Annotated in this window: 21 protein-coding genes, 2 tRNA genes and 1 riboswitch; of the genes, 5 read left to right on the top strand and 18 right to left on the bottom strand. The window is 52.5% G+C overall.

From position 1 onward, the window contains the following. Positions 1-18: 18 nt before the first annotated feature. From tatA to argS, 8 genes are all read right to left on the bottom strand, one after another. Positions 19-255: a twin-arginine translocase TatA/TatE family subunit gene (gene tatA / locus K355_RS0103720; RefSeq protein ID WP_022730766.1), complete on the bottom strand. Its 237-nt coding sequence runs from the start codon at positions 253-255 to the stop codon at positions 19-21. A 164-nt stretch (positions 256-419) separates the two neighbouring features. Continuing rightward, positions 420-1,463, bottom strand: a complete 1,044-nt coding sequence (locus K355_RS0103715) for an ABC transporter ATP-binding protein (protein ID WP_022730860.1) — start codon at positions 1,461-1,463, stop codon at positions 420-422. A gap of 133 nt (positions 1,464-1,596) precedes the next feature. Continuing rightward, complete coding sequence (gene scpB / locus K355_RS23035; protein WP_028791288.1) at positions 1,597-2,367, bottom strand: SMC-Scp complex subunit ScpB; 771 nt, start codon at positions 2,365-2,367, stop codon at positions 1,597-1,599. A gap of 17 nt (positions 2,368-2,384) precedes the next feature. Continuing rightward, complete coding sequence (locus K355_RS0103705) at positions 2,385-3,257, bottom strand: segregation and condensation protein A (RefSeq protein ID WP_022730765.1); 873 nt, start codon at positions 3,255-3,257, stop codon at positions 2,385-2,387. 37 nt (positions 3,258-3,294) lie between these two features. Continuing rightward, complete coding sequence (locus K355_RS0103700; protein WP_022730764.1) at positions 3,295-3,978, bottom strand: site-2 protease family protein; 684 nt, start codon at positions 3,976-3,978, stop codon at positions 3,295-3,297. Beyond that, positions 3,975-5,045 (bottom strand): beta-N-acetylhexosaminidase, encoded by a 1,071-nt coding sequence (gene nagZ / locus K355_RS0103695; RefSeq protein ID WP_022730763.1) that lies wholly within the window; start codon positions 5,043-5,045, stop codon positions 3,975-3,977. The genes K355_RS0103700 and nagZ overlap by 4 nt, the downstream gene beginning before the upstream one ends. Then, positions 5,032-5,907 carry an SPOR domain-containing protein gene (locus K355_RS0103690; RefSeq protein WP_022730762.1) on the bottom strand — a complete coding sequence of 292 codons (876 nt, stop codon included), beginning with the start codon at positions 5,905-5,907 and terminating at the stop codon, positions 5,032-5,034. Before K355_RS0103690 ends, nagZ begins: the two co-directional genes overlap by 14 nt. Positions 5,908-5,910: 3 nt before the next feature. Then, positions 5,911-7,662, bottom strand: a complete 1,752-nt coding sequence (gene argS / locus K355_RS0103685; RefSeq protein ID WP_028791287.1) for an arginine--tRNA ligase — start codon at positions 7,660-7,662, stop codon at positions 5,911-5,913. Between the two features lie 240 nt (positions 7,663-7,902). On the opposite strand from argS, the gene erpA reads away from it, so the two are divergent. Next, positions 7,903-8,244 carry an iron-sulfur cluster insertion protein ErpA gene (gene erpA, locus K355_RS0103680; protein ID WP_022730760.1) on the top strand — a complete coding sequence of 114 codons (342 nt, stop codon included), beginning with the start codon at positions 7,903-7,905 and terminating at the stop codon, positions 8,242-8,244. Between the two features lie 97 nt (positions 8,245-8,341). Next, a complete protein-coding gene (xth, locus tag K355_RS0103675) occupies positions 8,342-9,121 on the top strand; it encodes an exodeoxyribonuclease III (RefSeq protein WP_022730759.1) in 780 nt (259 codons plus the stop codon). Between the two features lie 125 nt (positions 9,122-9,246). On the opposite strand, the gene ribB is transcribed toward xth, so the two are convergent. The 10 genes from ribB to K355_RS0103625 form a co-directional block, all read right to left on the bottom strand. Then, entirely contained in the window at positions 9,247-9,915 is a 669-nt protein-coding gene (ribB, locus tag K355_RS0103670) for a 3,4-dihydroxy-2-butanone-4-phosphate synthase (RefSeq protein WP_022730758.1), read from the bottom strand. Between the two features lie 132 nt (positions 9,916-10,047). Continuing rightward, positions 10,048-10,203: riboswitch (FMN riboswitch) on the bottom strand. Between the two features lie 118 nt (positions 10,204-10,321). Then, positions 10,322-11,599, bottom strand: coding sequence for an EAL domain-containing protein (locus K355_RS0103665; protein ID WP_022730757.1), 1,278 nt, complete (start codon positions 11,597-11,599; stop codon positions 10,322-10,324). 57 nt (positions 11,600-11,656) lie between these two features. Then, positions 11,657-12,520 carry an aminotransferase class IV gene (locus K355_RS0103660; protein WP_022730756.1) on the bottom strand — a complete coding sequence of 288 codons (864 nt, stop codon included), beginning with the start codon at positions 12,518-12,520 and terminating at the stop codon, positions 11,657-11,659. Then, positions 12,505-13,113 (bottom strand): anthranilate synthase component II, encoded by a 609-nt coding sequence (locus K355_RS0103655; RefSeq protein ID WP_022730755.1) that lies wholly within the window; start codon positions 13,111-13,113, stop codon positions 12,505-12,507. Before K355_RS0103655 ends, K355_RS0103660 begins: the two co-directional genes overlap by 16 nt. Beyond that, positions 13,110-14,498, bottom strand: coding sequence for an aminodeoxychorismate synthase component I (gene pabB, locus K355_RS0103650; protein ID WP_022730754.1), 1,389 nt, complete (start codon positions 14,496-14,498; stop codon positions 13,110-13,112). The genes K355_RS0103655 and pabB overlap by 4 nt, the downstream gene beginning before the upstream one ends. Positions 14,499-14,721: 223 nt before the next feature. Continuing rightward, positions 14,722-17,388 (bottom strand): valine--tRNA ligase, encoded by a 2,667-nt coding sequence (locus tag K355_RS0103645; protein WP_028791285.1) that lies wholly within the window; start codon positions 17,386-17,388, stop codon positions 14,722-14,724. Positions 17,389-17,478: 90 nt separating this feature from the next. Beyond that, positions 17,479-18,138, bottom strand: a complete 660-nt coding sequence (locus tag K355_RS0103640; protein WP_022730752.1) for a DUF2497 domain-containing protein — start codon at positions 18,136-18,138, stop codon at positions 17,479-17,481. Positions 18,139-18,231: 93 nt separating this feature from the next. Continuing rightward, positions 18,232-19,584, bottom strand: coding sequence for a TolC family outer membrane protein (locus tag K355_RS0103635; RefSeq protein ID WP_022730751.1), 1,353 nt, complete (start codon positions 19,582-19,584; stop codon positions 18,232-18,234). 144 nt (positions 19,585-19,728) lie between these two features. Beyond that, on the bottom strand, positions 19,729-20,052 hold the full coding sequence (locus K355_RS0103630; protein WP_022730750.1) for a rhodanese-like domain-containing protein: 324 nt from the start codon (positions 20,050-20,052) through the stop codon (positions 19,729-19,731). 68 nt (positions 20,053-20,120) lie between these two features. Further along, positions 20,121-20,774 (bottom strand): protein-L-isoaspartate O-methyltransferase family protein, encoded by a 654-nt coding sequence (locus tag K355_RS0103625; RefSeq protein ID WP_022730749.1) that lies wholly within the window; start codon positions 20,772-20,774, stop codon positions 20,121-20,123. 501 nt (positions 20,775-21,275) lie between these two features. On the opposite strand from K355_RS0103625, the gene K355_RS23030 reads away from it, so the two are divergent. From K355_RS23030 to K355_RS0103605, 3 genes are all read left to right on the top strand, one after another. Further along, a complete protein-coding gene (locus K355_RS23030) occupies positions 21,276-23,720 on the top strand; it encodes a methyl-accepting chemotaxis protein (protein ID WP_022730748.1) in 2,445 nt (814 codons plus the stop codon). A gap of 169 nt (positions 23,721-23,889) precedes the next feature. Continuing rightward, a tRNA-Cys gene (locus tag K355_RS0103610) sits at positions 23,890-23,963 on the top strand. Between the two features lie 4 nt (positions 23,964-23,967). Next, positions 23,968-24,043 (top strand) — tRNA-Asn (locus K355_RS0103605). The last annotated feature ends 124 nt before the right edge of the window (positions 24,044-24,167 follow it).

Below are 24,167 nucleotides of genomic sequence, written 5' to 3'. Positions count from 1 at the left end.
AGGAAACCCGACAGACGATCAGGATTTCACTGAATCCTTGTCTTTGCTCTCGGTCGAAACCGATGCAGAGGTCGTGTTTTCGATGGTCTTGGCCGAAGCGCCAGCATCGTCATCTTGTTCTTTTTCGTTAATGCCCGCTTTGAAGCTCTTGATGCCCTTACCCATGTCGCCCATCACTTTCGGCAGTTTACCTGCGCCAAAGATGATCAGGACAATCGCCAGAATAAGAACAATTTGCCAAACGCCAATACCCATAACTTCTTTCTCCAAAGATCCGTTCTGCCTTCCGGCGTTATGCACGGATAATGGCAGAAAGCCCCCCACTGTGCAATGCGACGGATGGGTTAATACCCGTGATTGCAATCCAATTGTAATTTAGCATTCTGTCCCGGTTAGATTTCAAGGGACAGTTGGCCGTATCAGGACATAGGAAACACGAAGGTCATCTCTGGATCAAGCGTAATAGCGACCGAATTCTGATTTAATGTCGAAAAGCGCCGTGGCACGCGTGCATGAATGTGCCCGCCCTTTTCCAGCGTCAAATGCATCAGGTTGACTTCACCCAATGCCCGCACGGCATCAACATTGGCCATGATATCATGACCATTCACGGAATCTCCGACATGAAGTCCTTCGGGACGCACCAATACGTCAACCTCGGTTCCATCGGCAAATTCATCGGTGGTGATCTGACCGACCGGTGTTTCAATAATGCCATTGCGCACGGTTGAGGCAAATTGGTTCACTTCGCCAAAGAACGAGGCGACAAAACGGTTTTCCGGCTGGAAATAAAGCGATTCCGGTGTGCCATCCTGCATGACCTGCCCTTCGTTCATCACGATAATACGGTCGCCCATATACATCGCTTCCTGAGGATCATGGGTCACCATGATGGTTGCAATACCGGCATTTTTCAAAACATGAAGGGTCGTATCGCGCAAATCTGCGCGCCGTGCGACATCCAGTCCGGAAAACGGTTCATCAAGCAACATGATTTGCGGGGTTGGTGCCAATGCGCGGGCCAATGCAATCCGTTGCTGCTGACCACCTGAAAGTTCGTGCGGATAGGCATCAAGGTATTCTGACATGCCAACCTGTGTCAGCGCACGTTCAACCGCCTCACGGCGCAGGGCGTCGCTAAAATGCTTCAGGCCAAAGCCAATATTCTTGGCAACCGTTAAATGCGGAAACAGTGCATAGTCCTGAAAAACCATACCAACGCCGCGTTTTTCCGGTTCAACATAGTCACCCGGATGGGCCACGATCTGATCATCAATGGCAATTTGCCCGAACTGAAGTTTTTCAAGCCCCGCCGCCAGCCGCAGCGCAGTTGTTTTTCCGCAACCAGACGGACCAAGCAAACAGACAATTTCTCCTGGGGCGACATCGAAACTAATGTCGTTCAGAACCCGGTTGGAACCGAATTCGTGACTGACATTCGACATCCTCAAACCGTCGGGCATCAACAAACTCTTTATCTGGACGTGGTCAACGCACCAAAGGTGCAAATGATTAGCGAAATCTTTCACAGAACTTAAGCGCCCGCCGCCCTTCTTGCAAGGCGCAGAATAACTTCGGTTACCGGACCCTAAACGATCAGGTGTCCGATACCTCTTTTTCATCAAGAAGATTGGGATTGTCGGAATAAATCGTCTCGTCGAGTTCTTCGAGATTGCGCGTCGTCAGGGCTTCTTCGACAACAGAATCGGTCACCTCACCGTCATCAACAAGGTCAGGCAATGCTTCGTCATCAGAATTCGCCCCATACCGGCCCATTCCCGGACGGCTATCAAGCAGGCCCGCTGCCTTAAGGTCCGCAAGACCGGGCAAATCATCACGGTCTTCAAGACCAAAGTGATCAAGAAATTCATCCGTTGTCGCCCAAAGAACCGGGCGTCCCGGCACACGTTTACGCCCACGTGGCCGGATCCATTTGGCCTCCAGCAGAATATCAAGCGTGCCCTTGGACAGCGCCACACCACGAATTTCCTCAACCTCGGAACGGGTGACCGGCTCGTGATAAGCAATGATCGCAAGCGTCTCAAGCGTTGCACGCGTCATTTTCTTGGCTTTTTCGACCTCGATATGCAGATCACCGGCAAGATCAACAGCGGTGCGAAACGCCCATTTATCGCCAACCCGGTTCAGATTAACGCCGCGTGATGCGTATGTGTCCTGCAAAACCGTCAGCACGTCTGAAATATTGGTTCCTTCGGGCAAACGTGCGGCAATGACGCGTTCGCTGATCGGGTCTGCGGATGCAAACAACACAGCCTCGACAATGCGGACATGCTGAAAATCGACTTGCGGGCCGGTTTCGACCCCATCGATTTTAAGCTGTGCGTCACCGGTTACATCATTTGGCATTCATTTACCCCTGCCCCTTATTCTTCGATCAAATTATCATAGGGTCGATCATTGCGGGGCAAATCGCCCTCGCGCGGTTTTTGGGGCGACCGCAACATGATCGGACCAAATGTTTCTTCCTGCGAGATTTCCAGCTCCCCATCCCGGCACATCTCAAGGCTGGCAACAAAATGGGCTGCCAAGGCCGACCGGGCTTTTAAAGGGGAGCCCAAGCCATGGGGCATAAACTCAAGTAATTTGGTCCAGGTTGGTACAACACGCCGCCCAAACAGATCGCGTAACCGCCGGATTGCATCATCCATCGCATAAAGGTCAAACGCCTCAATCTCAAGCGTCTTGGCTTCTGACGTCAACATGATCTGGGCATAGGATTTCAAAAGATCATAAAGCGACGCGTCATAGACAGATGCCGTTGTCACGCGAATGTCCTCAGGCGCGCCCCGGGCAAAGAAATCACGCCCCAGATTGGGCTGTGCGAGCAACTTTTCACCGGCCGCCTTCATCGCTTCAAGACGTTTTAGCTGGAAGGCCAGTAGCTCAGCCATTTCTTCGGCGCTGAGCTCGTCCTCGTCGTTGTCTTGCTTGGGCAACAGCAATCTGGATTTCAGATAGGCCAGCCACGCCGCCATCACCAGATAATCCGCAGCCAGTTCAAGCCGAAGCCCTTCTGCCGTATTGATGAATTCAAGATATTGTTCGGCAAGATCAAGGATCGAAATCTTGATGATATCGACCTTTTGGTCGCGTGCCAGTTCAAGCAGAACATCAAGCGGGCCTTCAAACCCGTCCAGATCAAGTATCAGGCGTTCGGCAAGGCTCGGCTCATCATCGTCGACCGGTTTCTTGTCGAACACCTCATCTGGAATTTCCAACTCGAACTGGTCTGCCATCTATCCCCCTGCCCAAACCCGCGTATCACAGCGGAAATCAGGCAAATATCGCCGCCAGAAAATGGACCAACGCATTGGCCGGTTCAATCACCAACCACTGAAAGATCGGAAGGTAAATGCCAAGCTTTGATGTCACATATGGCAACAAGAATACCAGACCGATCAAAATGATCATGCCGGTTTTTTCCATACGCGCCAAGACCCGTGCAACCGGAAGCGGTGAAATCGCCGTAAGAACCCGCCCGCCATCAAGTGGCGGGATCGGCAGCATGTTAAATACGGCAAGAATACAGTTCAGCCAGATCGACTGGTTGAGCATCGTACCAAGCCAGTCATTGACCGCCGGCGAGAAGCTTGGCAATCCAACCAGAAGCAGGATCGATACAATCGCCAACAAAACATTGGTCAACGGTCCGGCAACAGCAACGCCAATAACCCCAAGGCGTTGGGGATGCAGACGATGAAACGCCACGGGCACAGGTTTGGCATAGCCAAACAAAAACGGTGCCGCGGTGATCAACAACAATGCCGGGATCAGGATGGTGCCAACCGGATCGATATGGCGAATGGGGTTCAGGCTTAACCGGCCAAGACGCTGGGCGGTATCATCACCAAACAATTTCGCGGCAAACCCGTGGGCTGCTTCATGCAATGTCACAGCAAACAGCACCGGCACAACCCACGTTGATGCCGAGATAATAAATTCAATCGCGTTACTCACGTGCCGGTATCCTCAGCCTGCCAAACAGGCGCAAGAAGATCGGCAAGACGCATCCGCCAATCTGTCAGTTGGCTTGATGATGGTTTGTCGATTTTGAAACTGGAAATCTGATTGGTAAAGTTTTGCGACCGCAGAAGTGCCGCACCGCTCAACAACGGCGTCATGGAAACAACTTCTTCCATCTCGGTGCGTTTGCCATTGCAATGAAGCGCAATGTCACAGCCCGCACTTAGGCATTCATGGGTGCGGCTTGCAATCGAACCACCCAGTGCCTCCATCGACAGATCATCACTGATCAAAAGGTTTTCAAAGCCGATATCACCCCGAATAACATCATTGATAATCGTCGCGGACACCGTGCCGGGACGTTGATCATCAATCGCGGTAAACAGCAAATGGGCCGACATCGCCGCCATAACGTCTTTCATCTGACGGAACGGTGCGAAATCAAGCTCGGACAGCTCGGCACGTGTGGCACTGACAATCGGCAGGTCCTTGTGACTGTCGACCGCAGCACGGCCATGTCCGGGGATATGTTTAATGATCGGTGCAATCCCGCCGTCGAGCAACCCGGCGGCAACCGCACTGGCCAAAACCACAACGCGGGCCACATCCGCCCCATAAGAACGATCACCGACAACATCGCTCATGCCCGGAAAACGTAGATCAAGAACCGGCGCGCAGGTGGTGTTAAACCCGGCTTCGCGCAAATCCATCGCCATCAAACGGGCATTGATATAGGCCGCTTCACGGGCGTCTTCGGGGGATTTATCAACCAACTCGCCAAACACACCGGCCGCCGGGATTTTACGCCAATGGGGTGGCTTAAGCCGCATCACACGGCCACCTTCCTGATCGACAAGGATCGGGACGTTGTTTTTGCCAACAACATCGCGCAGCTGATCGGTCAGGGTGCGTATCTGATTGTGGTCTTCGACATTTCGCGCAAACAGGATAAAGCCATAAGGATCGGCTTCGCGAAAGAAGCCCTTTTCCCAATTACTCAGTTCCGTTCCGCCAATCCCGAGGATACAGGCGCGCGGCTTTTTAACTTCAAGGCCGGACAATCAGGCACCCCACTTTGCGTTGTTTCAAATCACCACACAGCTTTTCTGCCGCCGAGGCATCGGGAATAGGGCCTGCCTGCAGGCGATAGTAAACCCCCTTGCCTTCAATCTCGGTACGCTGCACGAACATCTGAAGGTTACCCAACAAGTCTTTGTTTTTCGACGACAATCTTTTCCATTCCGCCGATGCTTTGTCTTCCTCACGAAGCGATGCCAGCTGAATGCGGAAATCTCCGGTTGCCGCGGGTTTCTCTTGCGGTTTTTCCGGGGACGCTGCTTGCGGTGTTTCTTTGGCCCGCGCATCAACCGCGGCAATCGCCTTTTGCGCGTCACTCATCGTATCTGGGGCCTTAATTTCCGGCGCGGCCATGCCCGAAGACGTATCCGCCGCATCCGGTACATCAGCAGCAGGGCTCTCGGCTTCAGGTTCGACTTCTCCGTCACCAGAATCGCCATCATTCGATGCCACCGTATCCGAAGATTTCGGTGCTGTTGGCATCACATCCGGCGTGCGCGGCATATCTGGCAGTTCCTGAAGCACGACATCCGCGTCCGGATCAACGTCGCTGAGCTGGTCATAGACCGTCGTATTTCGGTGGGGTACTTCCATACCGCCCGGATCTTCGGGCCGTAGCTTGATCGGCGCTGGATCAGGCAGAAGGATGGGTAATTTCCCATCATCCTGAATGGGTTGCCCCTGATTGTAAAACCAGTAACCTGCGCCGCCAAGGCCGCCGATCACAACAGCCGCCCCGAAGAACACGGTCATAATTCCCTTCAACTTGCTTTTGCCAGCACCCGGCTCGGCGTCGTAGTGTGCTTCGCGCTCGGCATGAAGGTTGTTACCGTGTTCTTCGTTCATGTTTTACATCTCCTCGACAGGCGTGACACCAATCACATCAAGACCCGATGCAATGACAGTAGCCACAGCACGGATCATTGCAAGACGCGCCAATGTCGTCGCCAAATCATCGGCGATGATAAAGCGAAGCTCGGTATTGTCGCGTCCCTTGTTCCACAATGCATGGAATTCAGCTGCAATTTCTGTCAGGAAAAAGGCAATGCGATGGGGTTCATGCGCGGTTGCGGCCTGCTCGACAATACGCGGCCATTCTGCCATCCGGCGCACAAGAATCTTTTCCTCGTCTGAAGACAACAACGACAGGTCTGCCGTCTCAAGCATTGCCACTGAAAAATCCTGCCCCGGGAAGGCTTCTTTGGCCTGACGGAAGACCGAGCTTACCCGTGCATGCGCGTACTGAACATAAAATACCGGGTTGTCTTTGGACTGTTCGGTCACTTTGGCAAAATCAAATTCAAGCGACGCATCATTTTTGCGCGTCAGCATGATGAAACGGACAACGTCCTTACCAACACGTTCGACAACATCACGCAGCGTGACAAACGTCCCGGCCCGCTTGGACATCTTAACCGGCTCGCCCTTATCAAACAGGCTAACAAGCTGACAAAGCTTCACGTCCAGATCGCCTTCGCCACCGGTAATCGCCTTGGTTGCTGCTTTCATGCGTTTGACATAACCACCGTGATCGGCACCAAACACGTCGATCATCAGGTTAAATCCGCGCTCATACTTATCAAAGTGATACGCGATGTCGGATGCAAAATAGGTCCAGCTGCCGTCGGATTTCTTCAACGGCCGGTCAACATCGTCACCAAAATCGGTTGCCCGGAACAAGGTTTGCGGGCGCGGTTCCCAATCTTCAGGCGTTTTGCCCTTTGGCGGCTCAAGGACGCCGACATAGATATCACCCTTTTTCTCAAGGTGTTCAAAGGCCGATTGAACCTTGCCCGCCTTGACCAATCCATCTTCGGACGTAAAGACATCATGTGCGACACCCAGAAGACGCAAATCTTCCTTGATCAGCAACATCATTTCGACAATGGCAAAGGCCCGAAACTGCTCAAGCCAGTCTTGTTCGGCGGCATTGACCCATTTATCACCCTCGCGCTCGGCCAGTTTTTTGCCCGGCGCCACCAGATAATCGCCCGGATACAGGCCTTGCGGAATTTCACCAATGTCTTCGCCAAGTGCTTCGCGGTACCGCATATGAAGCGACCGTGCGAGAACATCAACCTGTGCGCCGGCATCATTGGTGTAATATTCCTTGGTAACGGCATAGCCCGCCTTGGCCAGAAGATTGGCCAAAACGTCCCCGACCACAGCCCCACGGCAATGACCAACATGCATCGGCCCCGTCGGGTTGGCTGAAACATACTCGACGTTGATTTTTTCGCCCTTGCCCAGATCGCTGCTGCCATATCCGGTGCCAACTTTCAGCACTTCGGACACCTGTGACAGCCAGAACTGATCGGCCATGCGCAAGTTGATAAAGCCCGGCCCCGCGATTTCGACCGTGTCGATGTGATCAAGCAATCGAAGTTTTTCAGCCAGTTTTTCGGCAAGGTCGCGTGGCTTCATGCCCGCAGCCTTTGACAGAAGCATGGCGGCATTGGTCGCGGCATCCCCATGAGACGCATCGCGCGGCGGCTCTACCGTCACGCGCGCGGTGTCACTTCCCTTCGGAAGAACACCATCATTCTCAAGGGCGAGAAGCTGTTTCTCGATGTCGCTTTTCAACAGGCTGAAAACATTCATAACTTTGGTCTTTGCATATTTTTGTTTGTGGTCAATCGGACCATGTGACTGCGGCTGTTTTGGGACATTTCCGACCAAAAGGCAAGCAACGGGTCTTTCGAATGCCTACAGGTTTTGACATTTCAGCCATGCACGCTAAATAGTGACTTAAATACTATGATCTGACCGTGCTATGATGTCGCCAAGGATCATAACGACCCCCGCCATAAATCTGGCGGGTTGAAGATCAAGGAGTGTTGAATGACCGAAGCTTCACAGCAAGTCCAGATGACCGAAAGTGCTGCAAATCGTATTCAGGAACTGATCGTAAGCGAAGGTGCATCGAACACGATGCTCCGCTTGCAGGTTTCCGGCGGCGGTTGCAGCGGTTTTCAGTACGAATTCTCACTGGATGCTGACACCACTGACGAAGATTGCGTTTTCGAAAATCACGGTGCGAAAATGGTGATTGACGAAGTCTCGCTCGATCTTCTGGGCGGTGCCGAAATTGATTACGTCCGCGAGTTGGTTGGGTCCGCATTTCGTGTGAACAATCCAAACGCCACGTCATCATGTGGTTGCGGATCGAGTTTCTCGATTTGATCCGTACCGACAAAACGATTTATAAAACGGGGTTCGTTATTGCGAACCCCGTTTTGTTTGACCAAACTCATCTGATCCCATTGGAATCGAGGCCTGAATGAAAATCGCTACCTGGAACGTCAATTCAATCAAGGCCCGCCTGCCCAATGTTATTGAGTGGCTGCAAGAAGCCAAACCCGATGTTGTCCTGTTACAGGAAACCAAGACGGTTGATGACGGTTTTCCGGCAATGGAAATCGAGGATCTTGGCTACAACATCGCGATTCACGGCCAAAAAACCTATAACGGGGTTGCCATCCTGTCGAAATATCCGATCGAGGATGTTGAACGCGGCCTGCCTGGCAATGACGACGACGAACAAGCCCGCTACATCGAAGCGACGATCAGTTCCCCCCATCCGGTGCGGGTCGCGTCCATCTATGTCCCGATGGGAACGGCTGTTGGCGATGAAAAGTTCCACTACAAACTGAACTTCCTTGATCGCCTGATCACGCGGTTTGAAAAAATTCGCGCAGAAGGCGAAGCTGCGGTCATGGGGGGCGATTACAATATCGCGCCGGACGATTCGGATGTTTATGATCCGGCAAAACTGCATGAAGCGGTCTTATGTTCGACAACTGAGCGCAAACGTCTGCGCACCATGATGAACATGGGCTACACCGACGCGTTCAGAACCTTCAACCCAAAAGGCCATCAATACAGCTGGTGGGATTACCGCGCGGGTGCGTGGAACAAGGACAATGGTTTGCGCATTGATCACCTGCTTCTGACCCCGGCTGCCGCAGATCGCCTGAGTGCGTCGGACATTGACCGTGACCCACGTGGCAAGGAAAAGGCATCCGATCACACCCCGGTCTGGTGCATGATCGACGATTGACGTCTTTGGCTGGCACCATACGGCGCCAAAACCACTGTTAAACATCACAAAGGGCAGCACCGAAACCGGGCTGCCCTTTGTGTTTTGTCTTTATCTTCGCCAATCGCCAGACTGGCGTGCAGCTTCTATTCCGCGGCCTTTTGCATGGCGGTGCGATAGGCAACGATATCTTCGATGCTGATCACAACCATGTCATGCTGTTTGGCATAGGAAATCAGCTCCGGCAGGCGCGCCATCGTTCCGTCAGGGTTTGTGACCTCACATAACACGCCGGATGGCTTAAGCCCGGCCAAACGCATCAGGTCAACCGTACCTTCGGTGTGGCCACGACGTTCCAAAACACCACCTGCCCGCGCACGCAGCGGAAACACATGGCCCGGACGCGCAAGATCGGATGACTTTGCACCATCGGCAATTGCTGTTTTCACTGTGGTCACACGATCCGCCGCTGAAACCCCGGTCGTTACACCGACCTTGGCCTCAATCGTGACGGTAAAGCCCGTCCCCATGCTTGATGTGTTATCCGCAACCATCGGCGGCAAATCAAGTGCCGTGGCCTTTTCGTCTGTCAGACACAGGCACACAATGCCGCTGCAATCGCGGATCAGCATCGCCATCTGTTCGTTTGTCAGATTTTCTGCGGAAAAAATAAGATCGCCTTCGTTTTCGCGATCTTCGTCATCGACAACCAGAACACCTTTGCCTTGGCGGATGTCAGCAAGTGCGCGTTCTAAACGCTCTTGCGGATCGCCAAAGGTCGAAAGACCTGATTCCTGATGAACACTCTGATTCATAACCGTCCTCCTCGGATGGCGGCTTACGAATCAGGGCACAAAAGAAAGGCCCGGCATATTGGCACACTGCACCAGATACCGGTCGTAGACAAAAAGCAATTCACACCCAACCGGGTGATCTTGCCTGTCACGCTTTATCCTCTCCCATCCGGACTATTACCGTCGGCTCCGGATTTACACCGGATCTGCTGACCCTGCTGACCCAGATGGATCAACAGGCGCTCGCGGGCTTTTCAGTTTCCTGAATTTACCGCCGGTAGGGACTTGCACCCTGCCCTGAGAATAAGCGCCGTGTTTCAACGACAAACCTGATCAAAAATTGATCATGCACGCGCGCACTTTAGAAAAGCTCTGCGCGCTTGTCAAACCTGTTAAAATGCGAACAAACGCATCCTAAACACACGGTTTAGATTTCTGAGAGAACCTTCCCCAGCCGGAAATGGAAATCGCATCCGTTTTTACGGGCCTCACGCGGTGCCCATTGGCAAACCGCGCAGCGTTTGTCTGATGATCGTTTTGGGGTTTTGCATTCTTGCTTAAGATACGGGCCAAGCACCGCATCGATGTAGGTTCCCTGAAACGCTTCAACGCCAAGACTGCGCCCCATACGAAGGGCTGTGCGGCTATCACATCGCGTCAGGATCAGGCTCTGATCAACAAACAGATTGGCAAATTCCCGCAGCCGCTCGGTAACTTCTGTGCGGCGTGACCCGATAATGTTCTGATCCCAGATCACCTTGACGAAATCGACATTCATTTTTCTGGGCGACAAAAATTCAAGTGCCGGAAGTGTAATGCGATCTAGGCCAACACGAATCCCAACTGATTTAAGAAACGCGCAGGCATCTTCGAACTCCCACCAATTGGCAATCGCATTTTCCATCGAAAACTCAACTGCCAAATTCTCAATCAGCTTGCCATTCCCCGATCCGATAAAATCACTGAATGTTTCGCTCAAGACCGTTTGCACCTGCATATTCAAATGCAGCCGGTCCGGGAAAATCGACGACGCAATCGATTGCGTCACATCCATGACCTTTTCATCGAGAACCCGCGACAGGATTTCAAGCTCTCCGGGACCTTCAAGCAGAAAACTTGCAAGGTGGTGCTGACGCAAATAATCAAGCGAACAATAAAGTTCATGGCCGAGAATTTCGCGACTGTTGTCGTGGACGCCAACGATGGCTTGGCGACGGCAGGAATCGAAAACCGCATCTACCGTCACGGCACCACGCAGCATTTCCGCCATATCAAATCGTTGGGAAGGCTCGTTTGAAAAATGCCCGATGGCTGGCAACCCCAGTAATTCCAAGACCTGTTTCTCGTCAATTGGCCACTGGAACCGGTTCCAAAGCGTGTCGGGTATATGGCCAAGACCTTGCCGTTCAATGACATCGGAAAGAGTTTCACGAACATGGTCGACAAAGTTATCGTCACCTTCCGCCCATTTCCCGCCACGCACAAAGGCAACCATCCCGTTTTCAAGACGATGGACCTGCGTGTTTTCTGGCAAATGGTGAAATGCATCACGGGTAATCGCCCGATAATCTTCTGTGCCCAAGCGCAAATCCATCGGGATATTAAGAATCCCGAGATGCAGCTTTTTTCCATTTGCCGCATGCTTGCGCAGGCTATCAACAAAACGACTCAGGGGGACGGCGGGTTTGGCAGCTTGGGCGGTCATCGGCAATCCTGAACTTAAGGCAAGGACGCGATACTGACAGCCGTTTATTAACTTACTCTAAACTCTTATACCATTGCATAGATTGCCCTCCACCATTCGTGTCAGCATGGCAAAGATATCTTGGGGCTGTTTGGCATTCCCGATCGGTGCCCCATCCAGGGCCATGACCGGCCTCATTCCCTGCAACGCATTGGCCGTAAACAGCATATCCATCTCGGTCAGCTCAAGTGGTGTTCTCGGGTCAAAACGGGTTTCAACGCCGTTTGCCTTGGCACAATTGATCACAAAGCTACGCGCCAGCCCGCACAGAATACCAGTAGTACCGTCCGGGGTCCAAAGCGCCCCATCCTTGATCCCAAACAGGTTTGCAATCGTGGTTTCGGCCACAGAACCGTCCACCGACATGATCAATGCGTCATCTGCCCCGGCCTGTTGGGCCTCCTGTTTGGCAACGATGTTATCAAGATAATTCAGGCTCTTGATTGTTCCGGCAACCGACCACGGATTACGGCGGATTTTTTGCGCCGTTATCAACGTCAACCCGTCAGATGACGGAGCTGGCGTAAAGGGTGCTGTTGTCACCATGATGGTTGGCGTTGGGTTTTCCGGCGGCAACAAGCCGCGTTGACCACTTCCGCGCGACAAAGACAGGCGAACAACCGCACTTTGCAATCCATTGCCCTGACACAGCGTGGCAATAATTTTGGCAATATCATCACCAGATGGCAACATCTGTGACGACAGCCCGATCACATTTGCATGTGCTGCCAGCCGTTCCATGTGCGCATGAAGCCAGGCAACCGTGCCACGATAGGCACGCATGGTTTCAAAAAAACCATCCCCCAAAAGAAACCCGCGATCCGTTGCAGGAATAACCGCATCTTGCGCGTTTAAATATGCGCCATTCAACCAGACTTGCATATGGCACTCCGCTTTGTGGCTCTGTGATCTGCCGCAAGTTTAAGGAAATTGGCCAGCAAGTCATGCCCCTGTTCGGTCAGGACCGCTTCTGGATGGAACTGAACACCATAAATTGGCAACGCCCTATGGGCGAACGCCATCACCTCACCGTCCGGCCCTGTCGCAGTTTGCACCAGACTGCGATCATCTGGCAAATCGACAATCAGGGAATGATAGCGCGTCACACGCAACGGCTGCTTTAAGCCGTTAAAAATGCCATCACCATCATGGTCAACATCCGATGTCATGCCATGTACTGGTCTTTTGGCGCGCGTGACCTTTCCGCCAAACGCCTGTGCAATCGACTGGTGCCCCAAACACACGCCCAGCATGACAAACTCCCCGGCCAGATCCCGGATCAGCGCAAGGCTGTTACCTGCCTCATCTGGCCCACAAGGACCGGGCGAAAACACCAGCGCATCCGGACAGCGTTCGCGTACCATATCGGTAGTGATTTCATCGTTGCGGACGACCTCAACCTCCTGATCCAGCTCGCGCAGGTAACGGGCGAGATTGAAAACAAACGAGTCATAATTGTCGATCAAAAGGATCATCGGACGATCCCCAGCGCTTCGAACATTTTGGCGGCTTTGACCATGGTTTCGGCATATTCATGGTCCGGTTGGCTGTCCGCAACAATGCCGCCACCAACGTTAAATGCCATTCTGCCCTTGTTCATGCAAATGGTTCGAATGGCGATGTTGGTATCCATGCTGCCATCAAACCCGATATAGCCAATCGCCCCGCAGTATGCACCGCGTGTGGTTTGTTCAAGTTCGGTGATGATTTCCATCGCACGTATTTTTGGCGCACCAGTGATGGAGCCACCGGGAAAACAGGCAGCCAAAAGATCGATTGCCGTTGCATCGTCATCAAGTTCGCCAGTCACAGTCGATACCAGATGATGCACATTGGCATAGCTTTCAAGCGCGCAAATCGTCGGTGTTTTGACTGAATGCGGCTTACAGACCTTGGAAACATCATTCCTTAGAAGATCAACAATCATAACGTTCTCTGCACGATCTTTGGCAGATAACATTAATTCCTGTGCCAGTTCGGCATCTAAAATGGGGGTATCCCCGCGCGCGCGGGTTCCCTTGATCGGGCGCGTTTCAACAACGCCGTCCGTCACCTTTAAAAACCGTTCTGGCGAGTTCGACAGAACCGCAACATCGCCAAAATTCAGGAAGGCCCCAAACGGCGCGGAACTCATGCTCGATAACCTGCGATACAGTCCGAACCGTTCCGGAATGGAACCTTGGGCATATTCCGCCCGAAAACTTTGCGACAGATTTGCCTGAAAAATGTCCCCGGCAAAGATATACTCAATCACTTTACCCACAGCATGCTGATATGCATCCTGATCAAAGTTGGACGCCCATGTGGTGATATCTGGTTGATGCGGCACATCAGGCACATCAAAAAGCGGACGGGCCAACCGCAAATACTTGCGCAACATGGTCATGCGCTCTGCTGCACGTTGGGCGCGTGCTTGGTTTCCTTGTGCAGGCATCCCCGTTGAAATCAACCACATGCGACGCTGGTGAAGATCAAATGAAATCACAAGATCATAAATACCAACGGCCATATCGGGCATTTCCAGCCAGTCGTCATCGGCAACAGGAAGCGTTTCGGTCTGATGGGCCAGTTCATAGCCAAAGTACCCGACCACGCCGCCCTGAAACGGAGGCAGGTCTTCCTGCTTTTCGCGGCGATACCGTGCAAGGAGATCGCCCAAAACATCAAACGGGTTGCCCGGCACAGCAAAACCATCAAGGGTCACCTGCCCGTTTTTGGCTGTCAGCTTATGAAACGGTGATACCGCGATATAGGCATAGCGGTCCCTGTCTCCGGAATCGAGAAAATGGCTATCGGCAAAGGGTGCAAAAGCCCCATAGGCATCAACCGGTTCAATAAAGGGACATTCTTCAATCAGCATGGCACGCGGCAGTCTTGCGGGAGTGATGGAACAACGATCAGCACCCAAAGCCAAAAATCAGCCAAGACGCGGGACCGTTTGCATAACGTTGGCGATAATCTATGCGATTCGTCACCGCACAGGGGAAGATTTTTATCACAGCGCGCAAGGTGCCAATTCAAGCCAAGAAAAAAGGGCCAGCCCCACTCGGCTGCCCCTTCTTCATCGCGTTATTTAAGCCGCATTACATTGCTGCAATACGATCATATGCCTCGTTCAGCTTGGCAAGCGTATCTTTTGCTTCTTCAAGCTTGGCTTTTTCGGTCGCAACAATGTGGTCTGGCGCGCGGCTGACGAAGTTTTCATTCGACAGTTTGCCTTCCTGACCCTTGATGTATTTGGCCTTGCCCTGGATTTCTTTTTCCAGACGGGACTTTTCAGCCGCCACATCAATGAAATCAGCAACCGAAACAAACACGGTCACACCGTCAACCACGGTCTGGATGGCCCCCTTGGCGATGGCTTCGATATCGCCCTGCCCCTTGAAGCCGATTTCGGCAACACGCGCCAGACGCTTAACCTGTGCTTCTTGCGCGCTTACCGCAGCCTTCATCGCATCGGTGGCATCCACCAGATAGATCGGCACCTCCGCCCCCGGGGGTACATTCATTTCAGAACGCACACCACGGATGTCACCGATCAGACGGATCGACAGATCAACTTCGGCCTCGGCCGCCCGATCAATCAGGGTCTCGTCAAACTTCGGATAGCTTGCCGACATCAGCATGCTGCTGCGGTTATCAGAAATCTTGTCCCACAGTTCTTCAGTGATATAGGGCATGACCGGATGCAAAATCAGAAGGATCTGATCAAGAACCCATGCGGTGACCGCACGGATTTCGGCCTTGGCCTCTTCGTCATCGCCCATCAGAACCGGCTTGGCCAGTTCCAGATACCAGTCACAGAAAGAACCCCAGACGAACTGATAGGCACTGCTGGCTGCTTCGTTAAAGCGGTAGGCTTCAATACCTGCACCAACCGATTTGGATGCTTCAACCGTTTTACCAACGATCCAGCGGCCAAGGGTCGATTTCACGTTCGCCGGATCAAAACCATCCACCGGCTTGCATTCATTCATCTCGGCAAAGCGTGCGGCATTCCAAAGCTTGGTCGCAAAGTTGCGGTATCCCTCAACCCGCGATGCCGCAAGCTTGATATCACGCCCCTGTGCGGCCAAAGCCGTCAGGGTAAAGCGCAGTGCATCACAGCCATATTCGTCAATGAGTTCCAGCGGGTCGATGACGTTGCCCTTGGATTTGGACATCTTCTGGCCGTTTTCATCGCGCACCAGCGCATGGATATAGATATCCTTGAACGGGATTTTCCCATCCATGAAATGCATGCCCATCATGATCATGCGGGCAACCCAGAAGAAGATGATGTCAAACCCGGTCACCAAAACGTCACCCGGATAATATTTATCAAGCTCCGGGGTTTTATCCGGCCAGCCAAGCGTCGAATATGGCCACAAGGCGGATGAGAACCACGTATCAAGAACGTCGGTTTCCTGGGTCAGTTCAACGTCTTTGCCGTAATGGGCCTTGGCTGCCGCAATCGCTTCTTCTTCGGTTTCTTCAACAAAGAATTCGCCGTCCGGGCCAAACCATGCCGGGATACGATGTCCCCACCACAATTGACGCGAAATACACCACGGCTGGATGTTGCGCATCCATTCGAAATAGGTGTTTTCCCAGTTTTTCGGCACAAACCGAATACGTCCGTCTTCAACTGCTTCGGTCGCCGGCTTGGCCAGAACTTCGGCATTCACAAACCACTGGTCGGTCAGATACGGCTCGATCACAACGTTTGAACGGTCGCCATAGGGCACCATGTGAACGGTGTCTTCGATTTTCTCAAGCAGGCCCAGCTCATCCATCTTCGCGACAAGAAGCTTGCGTGCTTCGAACCGGTCAAGACCGCGATATTCCTCTGGTGCTTCGTCGTTGATGCACGCATGGTCATCAAGGATGTTGATCTTTTCCAGGCCACAACGCTTGCCAACTTCAAAGTCATTGAAATCGTGCGCCGGGGTGATTTTCACCGCACCGGACCCTTTTTCAGGATCGGCATATTCGTCGGCAACGATTTTAATCCGGCGGCCAACGATTGGCAGAATGCAATACTGACCAATCAGGTCCTGATAACGCTCATCATCGGGATGAACCGCAACACCGGTATCGCCGAGCATGGTTTCCGGGCGCGTGGTGGCAACAGTGATAAACTCACCGTCCCGGCCTTCGATCGGGTATTTGAAGTGCCAGTAATGGCCTTTGACCTCTTTCTGAACGACTTCAAGGTCGGAAATCGCCGTCAGAAGCTTCGGATCCCAGTTCACCAGACGCTTGTCACGGTAAATCAGGTCCTGTTTGTGCAAAGTCACGAACACTTTGCGCACAGCCGCCGAAAGGCCTTCGTCCATGGTGAAACGTTCACGCTGCCAATCAGGCGACGCGCCAAGGCGGCGCAGCTGATTGGTGATGGTGCCACCCGACTGTTCTTTCCATTCCCAGACTTTTTCGATGAACTTTTCACGGCCAAGATCATGGCGCGTCACGTTCTGTTCGCCAAGCTGGCGCTCAACAACCATCTGGGTTGCGATGCCTGCGTGGTCGGTGCCGGGCTGCCACAGGGTATCTTTACCGTTCATACGGTTATAACGCACAAGAATGTCCTGAAGCGTAAAGGTCAGCGCATGCCCCATATGGAGGCTACCGGTCACGTTGGGCGGCGGCATCATGATGACATAGGGATCGGCTTTTGACGCCGAATCGCTGGCAAACGCCCCCGATTTTTCCCATTTATCGTAAAGTCTGCCTTCAACGTCGGCCGGGCTGTAGGTCTTCTCCAACATGGTCTTTTGTCCGCTGCGGGTTTTCATCAATCTTACAAAGAAAAAGCGGCGCACCTTGGGCGCGCCGCTTAAATTCGAATATCGGCTCGCCTACAAGTCTTCGGCGCGGTTCACAATCCGCTCGATTTCTTTTTTCACAAGGCGTTCGATCATATAGGGCAGGTTTTCGTCAAGCCATTCCTTAAGAAGCGGGCGCAGCATATCGCGCACCAAATCTTCAAGCGTGATGTGACCTGCGTTAAGCCCAAGAGCAACTGCGCGTTTCTTTGCAACAGCTTGCGCCAGTTCCGAAATGGTCCCGGTGGCCGTTGATTCCGTCAAATTGGAAATAAGCGGCTCTTCATCGTCTTCGTCATCATAGACAGCCGGGATCGATGGCTCTGGCTCTGGTTCTTCAAACTCGTCTTCGAAGGGATCAGGCTCCGGCTCGTCATCAAGCGGAGTCTCATCGAAATCGAGCATATCATCAAGTTCAAGCTCTTCTTCGGGCTCGTCAAGTTCAAGTTCTTCGGGCTCTTCGTCAAACTCAAGCTCTTCGGGCTCTTCATCAAGCACGAGCTCGTCAATTTCTTCTTCCGGCTCAGGTTCGGGTTCTGGCGCGGGTTCGGGCTCCGGTTCTGGTTCCGGCTCTGGCGTTGGTTCGGGTTCAGGAGCGGCTTCCTGTTTTTCTTCATCCCCCTCATCGGCAAGAATTTTGCGGATGGACTGGAGGATGTCCTCCATTGAAGGTTCTTGTTGCCCGTCACTCATAATTAAACTTCCGCACTAGTGTCATTACCCAGACCAATCCGTCCCCTGGTGCGGACGGGATACAGAAGCATCCCGTCCTGGCGCCCTAACAGGTCAGTCTGTTCCCCACCACTGGTCCTTGACTTTATTATAGTTGGACTCAGTGTCATAAACATCCACAGGCAAGCCAAGCACCTGCGCATTCAATGCGCCCATGGCTGCCTTAACCTGGAATTCGGCAACGGCCGCATCACGGCGCGATCCAACAAGATCAACACGTGCCTGCAAAAGTTCCTGTTCCTGATCAAGGACATCAAGAACCGTACGCGACCCAACAGAGGCTTCGCGCTGAACACCATCAAGAGCAACTTCAGCCGAAGAAACCTGCGCCTGCTGGGACTCGATCCGTGCACGCGCAGTCACAAGCGTTTCCCACGCACTGGTCGCATTTTCAATCACAGCCCGGCGGGCTTCATCCACCTGCACACGCGCCTGACCAGCGGTCTGCTTGGCGGCACGGACAGAAGAATAAACAGCCCCCTGCTGATACAGCGGAACCGAAACCGATGCGATGATGTCCGCACTGTCAACGGTCATATCCTCGGTCGAGGATTCATATGCACGTTCGACACCAGCCGAAAGACTGACTTCCGGATACAGCGAACCTTCGCTCAAACTGATATCTGATTTTGCTGCTTCTTCGGTATAAATGGCCTGCAACACATCAGGATGCTGATCCTGTGCAATTGCCAAAACATCGGCAACACTGGTCGGCAAGCCCGCAAGCGAGTTTGGAATTTCAAGATTGGACGGCGGGTTCCCCACCAGACGCTCATACTGCGCGCGCGTATTTGCCAATGCACCCTGTGCGGAAATCAGATCGGCTTTGGACCCGGCAAGACGTGCCTCGGCCTGCGATACGTCCGTACGTGTCACTTCACCAACTTCAAAACGATCACGGGTCGCCTCAAGCTGACGATCAAGAACGCGCGTATTGTTCTGGTTCAGTTCAACAACAGCAGTATCACGCAGCACATTGAAATACGCCGTTGAGACCTGCAACATCACATCCTGCTCGGTCGAGCGAAGCGACGCACGTTGCGCTTGAATACGCGATTCTGCACGGTCGGTTTCAGCAGTCGTCCGCCCACCACGATACAGCGGCTGCGTCACATTCAGACCAACGGTATAAGGTGTGAGACTGTTATCCGTCTCCGTCCCGTTGACTTCCGTTTCGTTTTCACGAAGACCGGCATCACCATTCAGCGACACGCTGGGACGCCAGTTCGACAGCGCCTGCGAAATTTCTTCATCGGTCGAGCGCAAGGCAGCACGACCGGATTCAAGTGTCGGGTTGCTCTGGTATGCCTTAATAAGAGCGTCCTCGAGGCTTTCTGCAGATGCGCCATGCGCAACCAGTCCCCCGGTTGCCAAAATACTGCAGGTCAGCAAGAACCGTTTTATCATTTATCTACCCTTGTAAAATCCAACACCAAGTCCCGACCCCGGCGCAGTTTCACGTATGGTAACGACGGAACGAAAAATTTCCAACAAAAGAGGCGCTTGTACCCAAAAAAAGTATTTTGCCTCTTTTTTCCGTCGTCACGACCATCAATCGTAGCGTGTCATATCCGGCTCTACTTCAAGCGCCCAGATATCTATACCGCCACTAACATTAAAAACATCTTTAAATCCACATTCTTCAAGGAGCATGCCTGCATGGCGACTGCGAACGCCATGATGACAAATCACCGCCAGTGGTTTTTCTGGCGACAACTCCCCGACCCTGACCTGCAACTCCGATAGTGGAATATGCCGGGCACGGTCAATCATGCAAATTTCAACTTCCCACTCTTCACGTACATCCAACACGTCCAAAGGCTGTTCACCCGAAAGGCTGGCAGCAAGTTCACGACAACTTATGTCTCGGACCATTTACGACAACCTGTTGTACATACGCAAAAAGAGATGCCCGACCAAAGCCGGGCATTCCGAATATCAAATTAGAACACAAAGCTCTCGGTCGGCTCAAATCCCGGAAGATACGGGATGTTGGCATCAAACAAATCACGATGACCAATAACACCGTTCTCGCGCTCATAAAGACGCGCAATCCCGACTTTTCCTTCGGCGCGCACAACCGCCAGAAGACGACCGCCTTCTGAAACCTGCTCAAGAACGCCTGCTGGAACTTCCGTTACCGCACCGTCAAACACGATCACGTTATAAGGTGCCTGCTTAGGGTACCCTGCAGCCAGATCGCCTTCGACAACAATGACATTGTCATAGTTGGCACTCTGGAAGGTCGCCTCGGCCGAAGCGGTCATATCCTTGTCGCTTTCAACAGCAACAACCGTTTCTGCGACACGTGAAAGAAGTGCCGCGCCATAACCGTAGCCTGCACCAATAATAAGGGCGACATCCGTCTCGGCAATTTCGGCACACTGCATCAGGCGCGCGATAACCATCGGCTCCATTGCATAACGACCGCGGCCAACGGCAATATCTTCGTCGACATAAGCAACGCCGCGTTTTGCTTCGGGCAGGAACAGTTCGCGAGGAACTTCCTCCATCGCAGCAATGACCAAGGGATCGGTGACCTTGTTGGTCCGAACCTGATTTTCCACCATGTTATGGCGCGCGATTTGGTAATCCATGTTTATCTGACCTGAAAATTCTCGCGAGAAAAACACCGCAACCGTCTTTATCGTCCCCAAAGCCGCTTGCGATCATTGCCCTGTTTATAGTCAGCACATAAGCACCTGACAACATCCGATCAATGGCAAAGCAGCGATTGCGCAATAAAAACCACAATATACGTACGTCGCGGCGCGCCTAACATGCATTCAACCCCATCAAATTTCGAAAATTTAGCCGATGCCGAAATTTCGAAATTTTGGCGGCCTACATCCAACTTCAATCACATCGGTTTTGCTGCAAAATATAGGAATGTCAGACTTGTAAAGCGATTTGCGTGCAACAACATGACAATTTGCAACTGATCTTACACTTGATAAAAATAACCGTTAGTATAGTAATTATATACTGACCACCATACCAATCAAGGTTTGGTGACAGCAGCCAAACGACGACACAATCACGTTTCCCACGATGTGCCGTTGGGACGCTTGATAATTTTTGTAGGGGGCATCCACACCATGCGTGACAATGGGCAGGTGACAAACCGCGAAGTCCTGATGAAAGACAAGGATATCCTTGTTTCGGGTACAGATACAGGCGGTCGCATCCAATTTGCGAATAAACCATTTGTTGATATCAGCGGCTTTGACGAAGACGAACTTATTGGCGCACCACACAACACTGTTCGCCATCGCGACATGCCCAAAGAGGCATTCGCTAACCTTTGGGAAACCATCAAGTCCGGCCTTCCCTGGCAGGGCCTCGTCAAAAACCGATCAAAAAATGGCGACCATTACTGGGTCCGCGCCAACGTTACCCCAATGATCGAAAATGGTGCTGTCTCGGGTTACGTGTCAATCCGGACCAAACCATCCGAAGCCGACAAGAAACGCGCTGAACAAGTCTATGCAGACTTGCGCAACGGCACGGCACAGAACATCGGCCTTGAACAAGGTGAAATTGTTGAAACCGGCCCCGCAGCGCGGTTCAAGACATTCTTTGCTGGCATCAAAGGAAGTCTGACCTTGGCGTTCGGCACCATGGTTTTACTCATTGCAGTGATTGGCGGATATGGCATCTGGGGTGAGTATAAAACGGAACAGTCACTGGAAAGCTTATACAGTGATCGTATTCGTCCGCTGAACATGCTCAAACAGATATCGGATGACTATGCTGTTTTTGTCGTCGATGCCTCTCATAAGGTTCGAAACGGCAACTTCACTTGGCAAGAAGGCATTGAAAGCCTTGATCTGGCTGAAAACCGCATCAAGGAAAACCTTGATAAATATCTTGCCCACGATCTTGGCCCTACCGAAGCCCCGATCGTTAACGACATCAAACAGATGCTCCCCGTCGCGGATGAATTGATTGCCCGTCTGCGCGGTATTTTTGAAGACAAGGACACAACAGCTCTTGATGCACTGGTGAAGGACGAACTCTATCAAAAAATTGATCCGCTAACGGAACTGATCGGTAACCTGTCAATTCTGCAAAACGATATTGCCTCAACCAACGTTGACGATGCTGGAGAACAGTTCGTCTTTACTGTGGTTCTGCAACTCGTATTGGTCTGCTTCGCAATTGCGCTGGCTGTCATTTATGGTGCATGGTTAATCAGAAAGCTTCGCCAGCCGCTCGAAGCAATGGAAGTACATTTCGATGCCATTGCCCGAACAGATACCTCTCATCTGATTGATCTCCCGACCGTGACCGATTTTAAACCTGTCACACAGCAACTGCGCGCGCTGCACGCCAAACTTTGCTATGCAAAACTCGAACGTGAAGAAAATGAAAGCAAAGCAGCCACCCAGCGGGTTGGCGCCTTGCGCGGTCTTGCTGAAACAGTTGAAAAAGAACTGCAAAAAGTCGTACAGGCCATTATCGACCAAACCCAGCGCCTGAATGAATCCGCAGGTCAGATGGCCGGATCGTCAGAAAAAGTATCGGCAAACTCTGAAAGTGTTGCCGCAGCAGCCCACGAAGCACTGGCGAACGCGGAAACTGTATCAGGCGCGTCCGAAGAACTCGCCGCATCCATCCGCGAAATCACCCGCCAGATCGAAGAAGCAACATCCCTTACCGCAGAGGCCAACGCGGCGGGTGAAAGTGCCGAACAAACAGTAAGCTCACTCAAAGACAGTGTTGACCGCATTGGTGAGGTTGCCGAGCTTATCGGTGATATCGCGGCACAAACCAATCTGCTTGCGCTGAACGCAACGATCGAAGCGGCCCGCGCCGGTGACGCCGGCAAGGGTTTTGCCGTGGTTGCCCAGGAAGTCAAAAACCTTGCCAATCAAACAGCCAAGTCAACCGATGAAATCACCCGTCAGCTGGGTGAAATTCAGAATGTCACCGGATCTGTTGTCTCTACAGTTCAGCAAATGACGGCAAGCATCCGCCGGGTTGATGAGGTTGCCTCAAACGTCGCGATTAATGTGCGTCAGCAAGATGATGCAACCCAGGAAATTGCGCGCAACGTTGTCCAGACCGCCGAAGCCTCCAACGAGGTAACCGAAAAGATTGGGCACGTCGCAAGCGAAGCCCAGGAAAACCTCAAACGTGCAGCACAAATGAACAAGATTGCCGAGGAAGTCGAAGAAAGCATCGCCGAACTTCGTGAAACACTTGTTCGAATCGTACGCACGGCAACGCCGGAAGTTAACCGTCGTCAAGACCCGCGGTTCGATGTTCAGCTTGCCGTTACAGTGACCGTTGGCAGTAAGTCCATTAAAGGTCAGACAATCGATCTTTCCAACGGTGGGACAAAAGTCAGTCTGGCTGAAACGATCCCGCAAGGCGCGAAAGGTCAGATCAAAATCGACGGCCCGAATGTCACCCTTCCGTTCGAAGCTGAAAACGTTCTTGATACGATTGCCAACCTTGATTTCGCGCCAAGCAAAGACCGCGAAGACAAGCTCGCCCCATGGCTAAAGCAACGTTTTGGCAGCAGCACGGAAAAATAAACACGCAATCGCCAACAACGATGACGATGTCATTCAAGGCGCCCGGGATTGCTTTCCGGGCGCTTTTTTCTGTTTTGAGCATGAAATCAACACGCTGGTCGAAAAATCTGGAATTGGGTGCTTGACGGGTCGTATTCGATGGGGCTATACACCGGCCAGCCAACGCTAAGGCGCGATGGCGGAGTGGTTACGCAGAGGACTGCAAATCCTTGCACGCCGGTTCGATTCCGGCTCGCGCCTCCACTGATCCGGCATAGCTCAGTTGGTAGAGCAAATGACTGTTAATCATTGGGTCGCAGGTTCGAGTCCTGCTGCCGGAGCCAAAAAACCCTGGAACTTTGTTCCGGGGTTTTTTGCATTCTGGACCAAAACAGCGCTTTGCTGTTTCAAAACACACCCTACCCGACTTTGTTCGTGCGCATGTGTGCTGCATATCCCCGTGAGTTA

The sequence above is a fragment of the Thalassospira lucentensis MCCC 1A00383 = DSM 14000 genome, assembly GCF_000421265.1.
In the GTDB taxonomy this organism is placed as follows: domain Bacteria; phylum Pseudomonadota; class Alphaproteobacteria; order Rhodospirillales; family Thalassospiraceae; genus Thalassospira; species Thalassospira lucentensis.
This window is presented reverse-complemented; position numbering and strand designations above follow the sequence as displayed.